Here is a 13,061-nt window from a genome sequence, read left to right on the forward strand (position 1 = left end):
TTTTAGGAGATAGGTTATTCTCTGGTATTCTACCGTTCAATTTCACCAACAACAGAATTTTTAATAGACGCTAACTAATCTAAATTTATCCGCTGTTTTAAATTTTTGAATGGAATGAGATTTTAAATTACCGAAAAATTAAATTAAATCTATTTAAATTTTCTATAGATAGTACTTACTTATCTAGTAATCTCATTTAATATTTAAAATATTATTGAGTATACTTAATCTATAAATAAACACAAAGGAGATCGATTATATGTCAAAAACTTACGATGTTGTTTTGAGATTTACAGGTATGGGAGAAGGCGAAAAACCTTTAACTGAAAATTTGATGAAAGGGTTTTTAAATACTTTAGCCAATAAACAAAATGCCCCTAAACATATTTTATTATATGGAGAAGCTGTTAAATTAGCTTGCAAGGGTTCCGATTCGATTGAGGATTTAAAAGTTATGGAAGATAGAGGCACAAAAGTACTTTCTTGTGGTATCTGTACGGAATATTATGAAGTGGAAAAACACATCATGGTGGGACAAGTGACTACTATGCGTGAAGTGGTTGATATTTTAACTGAAAGTGAATTAATAATCGAACCTTAAAAACAAAAGAATGAGAGGGAATATATTGGAAACGATTTTTAAGCCGTTTACGACGACTTTAATTGGATCGATGCCCCGTTCGCCTCAATTACTTGCAGCCAAAAAAAGCTGCCAAACATCTAATGAATGTGATCATTATGAACAATTGATTGATGAAGAAACGCAAGCAATTATGGATCTTTTTGATTGGGTAGGCATAGATGTTGTAGTGAGTGGAGAGATTTCCAGAGATAATTTTATGTCTTATGTGGCAGAAAAAGTTGAGGGTATAGAGCTTTTTTCAACAGATGAAATAAATGAATTAATCGGTCATAATGAGGATTATATTCAGTCACTTGAGGAGATGGATGCATCCGATAACTCAATGAACAGTCCGGTTTGTATTGGAAAACTTAATCTAGATGCAGATCTGTGTAGCCAGGAGCATGAATTAATTAAAAGGACGACGAAGAAGCCATATAAAATCACTCTTCCTAGTCCCTATTTATTGACGCGGTCTATGTGGGTGGAAGGAATTAGCGATAAAGTCTATGATACACGACGTCAATTGGGAAAAGATGTCGTCCAATTATTGAAAAACACCATCCACCGCTTATATGATGATGGAGCACGCGTCATCCAAATTGATGAACCGATTTTGTCAGAGATCGTTTTTCAACGTTCGCAAGCCGATACATCCTTTTATTGAGGGACTTTATCGGCAAAGGTCAAGGTTGATCAAGAATTAATGTTTGCTCAATCGCTTATCCAACTTGTCCTAGATGAGATTAATAGTTTGGAAGGTTGTCTATCTGCAATTCATGTTTGTCGTGGAAATTGGACAAAGGATGAGAGTGTCTTACTTGAGGGAGCTTACGATAAGTTAGGAAGTTTCTTTAATAAATTAAATGTTGATATGTTAGCTCTGGAATTTTCAACTCCGCGAGCTGGAGAAGTGTCTAAATTATTTTACAATAATTTCTTGGATGAAAAAATTATATTGGGTTTAGGTGTTGTGAATCCTCGTTCGGATGAAGTGGAATCTGTCGAAGACATAATCACTTTAGCTGAAGAAGCCTTGGCATTCTTACCGCCCGAAAGATTATGGTTAAATCCTGATTGTGGATTTGCAACGTTTGCCAATCGTCCACTAAATTCAAGAGAAATTATTGCGAAAAAATTAGAGAATATGGTTAAAGCTGCTCAAATCTTGCGAGACAGACACTGTAAATAAATTAAAAAGCAACTAGTTTTGTCTAGTTGCTTTTTAATTTTTAAAATAGCCTATTTTGAACGCTATTTGATTGTATCAATACCTTGCTTTTATTATAATAAAAGCATTAGTTAGGAAACGTTTTCTTTAATAGAGACTTTGTTAAAAGTATTATAACTATTGAAATATTTATAAAGGAGGAAAGTATGAACTATACCATAACTTTTAATCCCGCCATCGACTACTTGGTCGAGGTAGATGATTTTAAAGAAGGTAAATTAAACCGCTCAAATTCTGAAGCCTATATTATTGGCGGAAAAGGGATCAATGTTTCATTATTATTAGCTGAATTGGATGTATCTTCCTGTGCCTTAGGTTTTATTGGCGGATTTACAGGCGATTATTTAAGAGCCTGTTTAGATGAAAAGGGAATTAATAATCATTTCATTGAAGTAGCAGGACAAACTAGGATTAATGTGAAGCTGAAAGGCAAAAAAGAAACGGAAATAAATGGAAGGGGACCAGAAATAACAAAACGTCATTATGAAGAACTTTATGATTATTTAAAAAGGGAACTTAAAAGTGAAGACACGGTTTTTTTATCAGGAAATTTAGCAAGAGGAATGAATAAAGATAATTATTGGAAGATCGCTAAGTTATGCCAAGAACTTAAAGTAAACTTTATTTTAGACTCTAATCGAGAGTTAGTCACTGCTTGTCTTACCTACCAACCCTTTCTGATTAAACCCAATCGACATGAACTTGCTGAAATTTTTAATGTATCCATTCAAACAGATAGCGAAGTACTTACTTATGCAAAAGAACTGCAGAAAAGAGGGGCGCAAAATATTTTGATATCGATGGGTGAGGATGGGGCAATTTTATTAACGAGTGAAGGAAAAGTGTTTCGAGCAAGTGCCGCAAAGGGTAAAATGATTAATTCAGTGGGTGCGGGGGATTCCATGCTAGCTGGCTTTATGGCAGAGTATCAATCTTCGCGTTCCCTTGAAGAAGCTTTAAGATTAGGGTCCGCAGCTGGTGCCGCCACTGCTTTCTCATTAGGTATTGCTAAGAGACAATTTATTGAATCATTAAAAGAAAAAATAAATATTATTGAAATGAAGGAGGAGTAATAATGAAAATTTCAGATTTACTTAATATTGAAGTAATGGATCTTGATTTGATTGTTCGTAATAAATCAGAAGCATTAAAAAGTCTTGTTAATAATTTAGATCAGATCGGTGGGGTCAGTGATCCTGAAGAATTAATTCAAGCTTTAAAAAAGAGGGAGCAACTTTCGACAACGGGTGTTGGGAATGGTGTTGCGATGCCTCATGCGCAGTCTTCGACTATAAAAAAACCGATTATTATTTTTGCACGCTCTCAAAAAGGCATAAACTGGGAAGCTATGGATGAGAAGGGTGTTCACTTAATTTTTATGATTTTGATGCCTGAACATTCTTCAAATGAGCACTTAACTACCATTGCCTCCTTATCTAAAGTGTTAATGAAACCAGGGGTTATTGAACACTTAATGACGGTTAATCATGCACAAGAAGTGGTTAATCTGTTTTCAAACGCTCAAGAAGACAAAGAGGATCAAAAGACTAAAAAGAGTATAAATAATACAGGGCAATTAGATTCTTATATTTTAGCGGTTACAGCCTGTCCTACAGGTATAGCTCATACTTTCATGGCAGAAGAAAAGTTAAAAGAAGCAGCACAAAAGGCTGGAATTACTATTAAAGTTGAAACAAATGGTCAAGCAGGAATTGCTAACAAATTAACCCGATCAGACATACAAAAGGCAGATGCAATTATTGTTGCTGCTGATAAACAAGTAGAGATGCAGCGATTTGATGGGAAACCAGTAATTATTACAAGCGTTTCAGAGGGAATTAATAAGGCAGATAAACTCATAGAAAGAGCAGTCCATATAGACGCTCCGATATATCACGCTAAAGGAGAACGTCCAAAATGGCAAGAACAAGAAGAAAATGAATCAATGGGTAGACAGATATACAAGCATTTGATGAATGGCGTCTCTCATATGCTGCCTTTTGTTGTGGCTGGAGGAATTCTAATTGCATTATCTTTCTTTTGGGGAATAAATTCTGCCGATCCAACGAGTTCAGAATACCATCCTTTAGCACAGATATTGAAAACTGTTGGAGGCATGTCATTCGCACTGATGCTCCCGATCTTATCAGGATTTATCGGACAATCCATTGCAGACCGTCCAGGTCTAATCGTTGGTCTAATGGGTGGAGTTTTTGCCAATCCAGGTGTATTATCTTCATACTCTGAGCAAGGTATTTTTGAACATTTAGTTCCTTCTGGTTTTTTGGGAGCGTTGATAGCCGGATTTCTTGCGGGTGCGATTATTAAGGGATTGCAAATCTGCTTTAAGTGGATGCCTAAATCATTGGAAGGCATGAAATCGATCTTTATTTTCCCAGTATTAGGTGTCTTAATAATTGGAATACTCATGTTATTTGTGGTGAATGGACCAATGGGCGCCGTAATGACCTGGTTAATGAATGCTATTGATTCTATTCCGAGAGAATGGGGAATTCTGTTAGGTTTTGTAGTAGGCGCTATGATGTCCATTGATATGGGAGGCCCTATTAATAAAGCGGCTTATGTAACGGGTACAGCATTGGTTACTCAAGCGCAAGGTGCAGGTTCGGATGTAATGGCCGCAGTAATGGTCGGAGGAATGGTTCCGCCAATGGCCATCGCTCTAGCTGCAACAATTAAGCCAAAATCATGGACTAAACAAGAGCGGTCTTCAGCATACGTAAATTATGCAATGGGTGCTAGTTTTATAACGGAAGGTGCGATTCCGTTTGCAGCGGCTGATCCTTTGCGCGTAATTCCTAGTTTAGCTATTGGTGCTGGCATAGCAGGGGCTCTTTCCATGGCCTTCAATTGTGTAAGTCTTGTCCCACATGGAGGAATATTTGCAGTTGCAGCGGGTGGAGTATCAAATCCAATAATGTATTTATTGTCATGGCTAGTAGGTAGTCTTTTATCCGCTATTTTGCTTAACTTAACCCGTCGTATGAAAGATTGATTTGTGAAAGAATGGTTTCTTGGGAATCATTATATAAATATAAGGGAAAAATTATTAAATTGTGAGAAAAAATTCTGCTTAAGCCTGGTTAATAGTCATTTAATAAAATAATAGCAAGTGAACATTAGAATATAAAACGTTTTCCAAATCAAATTTTAATCAAAAACCTATGGAAATTAACAAAGAGTTTGTATAATATTAGAGAAAGAAGTTAGAAAACGATAACATTTTCTGACTTACTTGAGAATGATTAGAAAATTTTGGATTTATTTAATTTAGAATTTTTCAAAATCATTATTTAATGAGGGAAGCCGACTTGTAAACGCTTAAAGTTTATAACGCTAATAAAATAGTGAAAGAGCTTGACAGCGTTTTCACCGATTGGTAAAATGTAAGCAATTACAGTTATTGAAAGTGAGGGAAGTATACTCAAAAAACTTTGTTGATTGTCGCTTCGTACATCTATAAGGAGGAAAATTAATGAAAAAATCATTAAGAAAAGTAGTTGTTTCTTTTGTAACTGCTTTGACACTTGGTTCGGTAGCAGCTCCAATGCTAGCTTCTGCACAAACAGAAGTGGTTGGTGACTTGGTTCCAGAATATAAAACGACTTATCTAACTGACCCTACTACTTTAGACTATACATTCTCAATGCGTGATATTAACACGAACCATGGTACAAACTTTATCGAAAGTTTATATGAAAATGACCGTTATGGAAACTATATCCCTGCAGCTGCTGAATCGCATGAGGTTTCAGAGGATGGTTTAGTTTATACTTACAAAATTCGTCCGGGCGTTATGTGGGTTGATAATAACGGAAACGAAGTGGCAGAAACAACTGCTCATGACTTCGTAACAGGTTTAAAACACGCTGTAGATGTTCAATCAGAAATGTTACCAATTGTTCAATACTCTATTAAAGGCTTAAATGATTATATTAATGGTAAGATTACTGACTTTGCAGAAGTAGGCGTTAAAGCAGTTGATGATTATACGCTTGAATATACCCTAGAAAGACCTGAACCATATTTTAACTCTAAAACGACTTATGGTATTCTCTATCCAATTAATCAAGAATTTTTAGATTCTGTTGGCGATGATTTTGGTTCATTAGACCCTGCTTCAATTCTTTATAATGGACCATTCGTTTTAGCTAACTTAACTGCAAAATCTCAAATTGAATACGTTAAGAATGAGTCTTATTGGGATTTAGAAAACGTATTTATTGATTCAGTACAGTATACTTATAATGACAACTCAGACCCAGAAGTTTTCTATCGTCTTTATAAGGATGGTGCAGTATCAGCATTTGGTGTAAATCCTACTCTTCCAATTTATGAAGATGTACAAAAAGAATTAGGTGAGTATATTACTCAAGCTCAACGCCCAGGTTCATCATTCTTACTACAATTTAACTTAAACCGTATTAAGCATGAAGCTACTGGTAAAGAAAACGATAAGCAACACGAAGACACACATGCTGCTGTTCTAAATAAAGCTTTCCGTCAAGCTATCATGTTTGGTTTTGATAAGCATACCTATATGACGCAAGACTTTGGTGAAGAGTTTGCTGATACAGATATCCGTAACACATTAGTAGCTCCGGACTTTGCTATGGTAAATGGAGAATCATTTGGTGAAGCTGTAGAGCGTCATTTAGAAGAAATAAATCCTGAATTATACGAAGGTATTAATCTTGAAGATGGTCAAGATGCATTCTATGATACAGAAAAAGCTGCTAAATTAATTGAACAAGCTAAATCAGAATTAGAAGGCGTAGACTTCCCAATTCAATTAGATTTACCAGTTTTAGAATCAATTCCTAGATCAGTTAACTTAGCTAAATCAATGAAAGCTTCTATTGAAGAATCCCTAGGAGCAGAAAATGTTATAATTAACCCTGTGTTACTCAACCAAGATACATATCTTGCTTCAACATTTAATGCTACAGTTGCAGCAGAAGTAGATTATGATATCACTAACGAATCTGGATGGATTCCTGACTACTTAGACCCATCTACTTTCTTAGATATCTATTTACCAACAAACGGTACATTCCTAGTGCCAATTGGATTTGATCCACTGCTTAAAGAAGGTCAAGAAGATCCATATGCTGAAGCACGCGAAGCTTCAGGGTTGTTCGAATATGCCGAATTAGTTAATGCGGCAGCAGCAATTACCGACGATTTAGATGCTCGTTACGATGCATATGCAAAAGCACAGGCTTGGTTAACCGATGCAGCGATTGCTTTACCAATTCGTGCAGGAGGATCTCAGTTACGTGTTACTAACATTGTTCCATTCTCAGGACCATATGCTTTTGCAGGTACTGGAGCTCAACGATTCAAATTCCTTAAAGTTCAATCTGAACCAGTATCTAAAGATCAATGGCAAGCAGCTTATGATGATTGGTCAGCTAATAAATTAGATGCATCCAGCATCTCAAGTAACGCTTCTAAAGAAGATAGTGACGAATCAGCTTCTGAATCTGCAGAAGGTGAAGAATCTGCAGAAAGTGAAGAATCTGAAGAAATGAAAGATGAAGCAGAAAAAACAGAAGATTCTGAAGCAGACAAAACTGAAGAAACTGAAACGGCTGAAGAAACTGCTGAATAGTTAAAAAAATTGTAATCTTAGATGAAAAAGGCTGAGAAATTAGCCTTTTTCATTTATTATAGGAGGATTCAAATGAAAAAATATTTATTCAATCGAATTCTTCGGTCACTTTTTTCGATCTTTATGGTTACTACTTTAGTGTATTTAACCATTTTTTCACTAGTGCCGAGAAATTCAATCTTCAAAGATGACCCTGCAATTAGTAAATTAAAATCTCAACCAGACCAACTTTTAGAATATCAAAATAGTGCTTTTGACCGAATGGGTTATATAAATTATTTAAATCAAAGAGACTTTCAAAAGGAAGTTCAGAAAGATTATCCTGAATTTAATAATGAAGAAAGTCCTGAGAATCAAGCAATTATAGAAAAATGGAAAGAGAAAAACACTGAATGGGAAGTTGGTCAACTTCCAATTGGAGGTGGTTACTATGCTACAAATGAAATTTCAATTGGATTAAGAGTTCTTAATTTTTATAAAAATCTACTTCAAATTGACCACCCTTGGCGCATAAAAGACCCTGAAAATCCTGACTTAAAGCGAGGTTATCAAATAACACATGATAAGACAGTTGGATGGGCGTTAACGGGTTCTGGAACCAAATATTATTATCAAATTTATTTTAATAATAAATTTCCATTTATCCATCAAAACTTTTTAAAAATGGACTTAGGGGTCTCTTATCCTACTTTTGCTGGACAAAAAGTAGTTGACGTAATTACCCATAAGCAAGGGCGAACAGTAACTGAAAAAATTGTTTTACCTGATGGAAAAGAGTTCAAATCATCTATTAATCCATATTCTCGTTATTATAAGCCAACTAGCGAATTATCTTTGACCGAAAAACGTATGTTTGAAGGGTCTAATTATGCTGGTGCCTATTCTATAAATGAAGATCCGTCAATGATGATGATTTCTTTTAGAAACGGGGTTGTTGCTGTTATTTTAACTTACTTGATTTCAGTTCCAATGGCAATGGCTATGGCTCGTTATAAAGGACAATGGGTTGATAAACTAGGAACAGTTATAATTACTCTGCTTATTTCAGTTCCTTCTGTAGCCTTTATATTCTTTGGAAGATATATTGGTAATAAATTCTTTGGGTTGCCCGATTTATTCCCGATTTTAGGACCAGATAATATTAAATCTTATATTATGCCAGTTATTATATTAGCGTTATTAGGACTCTCAGGTTCCGTGATGTGGATTCGTCGTTATATGGTGGATCAACAATCCTCAGATTACGTTAAGTTTGCAAGATCTAAAGGGTTAAGTGAAGCAGAAATTTCTCGTAAACATATCTTTAGGAATGCGATTATTCCAATAGTTAATGGTATTCCAGGAGCTATTATTGCATCAATCGGTGGTGCGTTGATTACAGAAAAGGTTTTTGCCATTCCTGGAATGGGAAAAATGTTGCCCGATGCGATCACAGCTCATAATAATCCGATCACTGTTGGTCTAGTCTTTATTTTCTCAGTTTTAGGGGTCATTTCTATCTTATTAGGTGATATCTCCATGACCCTTGTGGATCCAAGAATCCGCCTAGAAGTTAAGGAGGACAAATAATGGAAGTACAACCAAAAGTAAATGATGCTTCATTTCACTTCATTGAAACAAATGAACGAGAGGCAGAAGTAATTGACACACCAAAATATTCATATTGGCAATCAGTTTGGAGAACATTCGGAAGGAATAAAGTTGCTATTTTCTTTTTGGTTATTTTAGCAGCAATTTTATTAATGTCATTCATTCAACCAATGTTTTCAGGATATGATCCGATGAACTCTGCAAAAATTAATGACCTTTCGGCTCGATATATTGAACCAAACAGTGAGCAATGGTTTGGTACAGATGCAAACGGGCAGTCTTTATTTGATGCCACATGGTCTGGAGCAAAAACGTCTATTTCTATTACTGTCTTAGCAACTTTAGTTACGACTGTTATTGGTGTAATTGTAGGTGCTTTCTGGGGAATGTCGCAAAAAGTAGATGTATTCATGCTTGAAGTCTATAATATTTTTGCAAATATTCCATTTCTACTTATTGTAATGGTATTATCATACTCTTTAGGAAATGGTTTCTGGAATTTGCTCTTTGCGATGACTTTAACCTCTTGGATATTTACGGCATACTTTATTCGTGTTCAAGTTATGATTATGCGTGATCGTGAATATAACTTAGCATCAAGAACACTTGGAACACCAGCTAGTCGTATGATTTTCAAAAATATTTTGCCATATTTAACCTCTATCATTACAACAGATGTTTCTAGAACATTGCCAGCTTTTATTGGTACTGAAACTTTTCTTTCCTTTATTGGAGTCGGTTTATCAGCTGATGTTGTTTCACTTGGTGGTTTAATTAATAGATATTCTACAAATATTTCTTCAAAACCATACTTATTTTGGATACCAGTATCAGTTCTTGCTTTAGTTTCAGTTTCTCTTTACATTGTGGGTCAAGCATTAGCTGATGCAACTGATCCTAAGAACCATATATAGGAGGACATTGAAATGACAGAAAAGAAAAAAATATTGGAAATTCGAGACCTTGTTGTTAAATTTACAGTGCGTGATGCGCAGTTAACTGCTATTCGTGGAATTGATTTAGATCTTTATGAAGGAGAAGTTTTAGCTTTAGTAGGAGAGTCCGGATCCGGGAAATCCGTTCTCACTAAAACCTTTACTGGAATGTTAGAAAAGAATGGTAGTATCGCAGAAGGAAAAGTAATATATAAAGGAGAGGAGCTACAAAACTTTAATTCTCCAAAACAATGGTTGAAATATCGAGGGAGGGAAATGGCAACTATTTTCCAAGACCCAATGACATCCCTAAACCCTGTTTTAACAATTGGTACACAAATTACTGAAGTAATTACCAAACATCGCGGAGCTTCACAGTCGGAAGCTAAACAAATTGCCATTGATTTGATGGAACGTGTAGGAATTCGTGACGCTGCTAAACGTTTTGACGATTATCCGTTTGAATATTCTGGAGGAATGCGTCAGAGAATTGTGATTGCCATTGCTTTAGCATGCAAACCAAAAGTATTAATCTGTGACGAACCTACAACGGCATTAGATGTAACAATTCAAGCGCAAATTTTGAGATTATTAAAAGATTTACAAAAAGAGTATGAATTTACTACAATTTTTATTACTCATGACTTGGGCGTTGTGGCTCAAATAGCTGATCGTGTTGCCGTAATGTATGCAGGTCAAATCATTGAAACTGGAACAGTAGAAGATGTCTTTTATGATCCTAGACACCCATATACTTGGGCACTTTTATCGTCGTTACCTCAGTTATCAAATCCGAACGAAGATCTATTTTCTATTGCAGGTACTCCGCCTTCTTTATATACTAAGATAGCTGGAGATGCTTTTGCTCCTCGTAGTCCTTATGCAATGCAAATTGATTATGAAGCCGAACCACCAATGTTTAAAGTGTCAGATACTCATTACGCTAAGACTTGGTTATTAGATCCTCGGGCACCGGAAGCTGAGAAACCTTCTGTTATCCATAATCTTCATGAAAAATTGAAGAAAGTTCACGGAGCAGATGCAGCTCTTAGAGAGGAGTTAGCAAATGGAGAATAATAGAGAAAAATTAGTTGAAGTTAATGATCTTGAAATTACCTTTGGTGAAGGAAAAGATAAATTCGTCGCAGTTAAAGATGCAACTTTCCATGTTTATAAAGGGGAAACGTTATCTTTAGTAGGTGAGTCTGGTTCGGGTAAAACAACCATTGGGCGTGCAATTAACGGTATTAATAAAACCTCTGGAGGAGAAATTCTTTTCAAAGGTAAGCGAATCAATACTAAACTATCCGAAAAAGAGCGTAAAGAGTTAATTGGCGATATTCAAATGGTTTTCCAAGATCCATCGGCTTCCTTAAATGACCGTGCAACCGTTGAATATATTATTTCAGAAGGTTTATATAATTTTAATTTATTCGAAAGCGAAGAAGACCGTTTGCAAAAAGTTGAAAACATGTTAACTGAAGTAGGATTATTACCAGAACATATGTATCGCTATCCACATGAGTTCTCAGGTGGACAACGCCAACGGATTGGTATTGCTCGAGCTTTAATTATGGAACCAGAATTGGTAATTGCGGATGAGCCAATCTCTTCTTTAGACGTTTCAGTTCGTGCTCAAGTTCTTAACTTATTACGTAAATTCCAACGCGAAAATGGTTTAACGTATATCTTTATCGCGCACGACTTATCTGTTGTTAGATATATATCAGACCGTATCGCGGTTATACGAAATGGACGAATTCTTGAAGTAGCTGAAACGGAAGAACTATTCCGCAATCCGATCCATCCTTATACACAAGCCTTACTTTCTGCGGTTCCAATTCCAGACCCAGAGCTTGCTCGTAAAGTGAAATTAAAAGTATATAATCCTGAGATGCATGATTATTCAACGGATGTACCAAAAGTACGTGAAGTGCTCCCAGAACATTATATTTATTGTAATGAAGCTGAATTTGCGGAGTATCAAAAGATGTATCATTAGGAACCTTAAGTCGGGAGTTTATCTCGACTTTTCTTTTGAGACTTTATGATGTAAAATTAGATTAATATATAGGAAAGAGGTAGAAAAATGTTACCACAAACTGGCGAAATGGCTACTTGGTTTTTAATTGTGATCGCAGCGATTGCTTTAATTGGCGGTTTAGCGCTTATTGTCAAAGGGAATAAAAAGAAACATTAATATTATATATGCCCTGACTATCTGCAAAGAAGTTCAGGGTTTTTAAGTCTATTTCATAATTTAATGGATAAAAACTTGCAGCATATCTTCCATGAAAAGTTCGGTAAAATATACGTGTATAAGTCATAATATTTGAGCTTAGTACAATTATCTGTTAATATTCTTATATTAAGAAGGTCGTTAAAAATGAATTCTTCTTAAAAAATATTTAAGGAGTGGAAGTTATGGCCAAAATAAAAAAAGTTATCGGTATTGTAGCCGGTTTAGCAGGTGCATATGCCGTAGTTAATTATTTATTTCCCGAAAAAACAGAAGAATATCGTAAGCGTTTATCTGAAACCAGTTTAGAAGCGCGTGATCAACTAGAGTCTTATAAGGAGTTAGCTCTTAAAAAGGGGCAAGAGTTGTCTGATGTAGCTGTTTTAGCAAGTCAGGATGCTAAAGTTTCATTTACTGAAACGACGGAGGAACTAAAAACCTCTCTTTCTAAATTGAAAGACCAATTGTATAGTTCAATCGAAGAGACTCAAAATACATTAGCTAATCAAAACGAAGATGCTGATTTTAAAGAAGTATTAGCTCATTCTGCAAAAGAATTAAAAGAGGAAATCGGAAAATCCTTTGAAGAAATTTTGGAAAGTTTCGCCAATTTAAAACATGAGATTGAAGACACTACGGATACTGCAATAGAATTATCAAAAGAAGTTACCACAGATTAATTTGGCTCTATGTCAAATAGGGTTGATGCCCTTATGGAGACTAAGCAACGAATAGTTGCTTGGTCTCTTTTTCTTTTCTTCCTGACACATACAATCTTGATATTAAAAGTATTCTATTTTTAAAATGAG

General features: G+C 35.4%; 12 protein-coding genes. All 12 read left to right on the forward strand.

Annotated features, from left to right (window positions below):
- Positions 1-259: 259 nt before the first annotated feature.
- The 12 genes from HF969_RS08940 to HF969_RS08995 all read left to right on the forward strand — a co-directional run bounded on the left by HF969_RS08940 (position 260) and on the right by HF969_RS08995 (position 12,932).
- Positions 260-601, forward strand: a complete 342-nt coding sequence (locus HF969_RS08940) for a preprotein translocase subunit TatB (protein ID WP_090290368.1) — start codon at positions 260-262, stop codon at positions 599-601.
- A 25-nt stretch (positions 602-626) separates the two neighbouring features.
- Positions 627-1,289 (forward strand): uroporphyrinogen decarboxylase/cobalamine-independent methonine synthase family protein, encoded by a 663-nt coding sequence (locus HF969_RS10255; RefSeq protein ID WP_090290367.1) that lies wholly within the window; start codon positions 627-629, stop codon positions 1,287-1,289.
- 39 nt (positions 1,290-1,328) lie between these two features.
- Positions 1,329-1,814, forward strand: coding sequence for a uroporphyrinogen decarboxylase/cobalamine-independent methonine synthase family protein (locus HF969_RS10260; RefSeq protein ID WP_090290366.1), 486 nt, complete (start codon positions 1,329-1,331; stop codon positions 1,812-1,814).
- Positions 1,815-1,999: 185 nt separating this feature from the next.
- A complete protein-coding gene (gene pfkB, locus HF969_RS08955) occupies positions 2,000-2,926 on the forward strand; it encodes a 1-phosphofructokinase (RefSeq protein ID WP_090290365.1) in 927 nt (308 codons plus the stop codon).
- 2 nt (positions 2,927-2,928) lie between these two features.
- Positions 2,929-4,869 carry a PTS fructose transporter subunit IIABC gene (locus HF969_RS08960; protein WP_090290364.1) on the forward strand — a complete coding sequence of 647 codons (1,941 nt, stop codon included), beginning with the start codon at positions 2,929-2,931 and terminating at the stop codon, positions 4,867-4,869.
- A 480-nt stretch (positions 4,870-5,349) separates the two neighbouring features.
- On the forward strand, positions 5,350-7,488 hold the full coding sequence (locus tag HF969_RS08965; RefSeq protein WP_090290363.1) for a peptide ABC transporter substrate-binding protein: 2,139 nt from the start codon (positions 5,350-5,352) through the stop codon (positions 7,486-7,488).
- A gap of 72 nt (positions 7,489-7,560) precedes the next feature.
- A complete protein-coding gene (locus tag HF969_RS08970) occupies positions 7,561-9,057 on the forward strand; it encodes an ABC transporter permease (protein ID WP_090290362.1) in 1,497 nt (498 codons plus the stop codon).
- A complete protein-coding gene (gene oppC / locus HF969_RS08975; RefSeq protein ID WP_090290361.1) occupies positions 9,057-9,992 on the forward strand; it encodes an oligopeptide ABC transporter permease OppC in 936 nt (311 codons plus the stop codon). The genes HF969_RS08970 and oppC overlap by 1 nt, the downstream gene beginning before the upstream one ends.
- A 12-nt stretch (positions 9,993-10,004) precedes the next feature.
- Positions 10,005-11,090, forward strand: coding sequence for an ABC transporter ATP-binding protein (locus HF969_RS08980; protein WP_090290360.1), 1,086 nt, complete (start codon positions 10,005-10,007; stop codon positions 11,088-11,090).
- Positions 11,080-12,015, forward strand: coding sequence for an ATP-binding cassette domain-containing protein (locus HF969_RS08985; RefSeq protein WP_090290359.1), 936 nt, complete (start codon positions 11,080-11,082; stop codon positions 12,013-12,015). Before HF969_RS08980 ends, HF969_RS08985 begins: the two co-directional genes overlap by 11 nt.
- An 87-nt stretch (positions 12,016-12,102) precedes the next feature.
- The gene (locus HF969_RS08990) at positions 12,103-12,213 is read left to right on the forward strand and encodes an LPXTG cell wall anchor domain-containing protein (RefSeq protein WP_090290358.1); all 111 of its coding nucleotides are present in this window, start codon (positions 12,103-12,105) and stop codon (positions 12,211-12,213) included.
- Between the two features lie 224 nt (positions 12,214-12,437).
- Positions 12,438-12,932 carry a YtxH domain-containing protein gene (locus HF969_RS08995; RefSeq protein ID WP_090290357.1) on the forward strand — a complete coding sequence of 165 codons (495 nt, stop codon included), beginning with the start codon at positions 12,438-12,440 and terminating at the stop codon, positions 12,930-12,932.
- Positions 12,933-13,061: the final 129 nt, after the last annotated feature.

Origin of the sequence: Facklamia miroungae (assembly GCF_012396555.1) — a bacterium.
Lineage (GTDB): Bacteria > Bacillota > Bacilli > Lactobacillales > Aerococcaceae > Facklamia > Facklamia miroungae.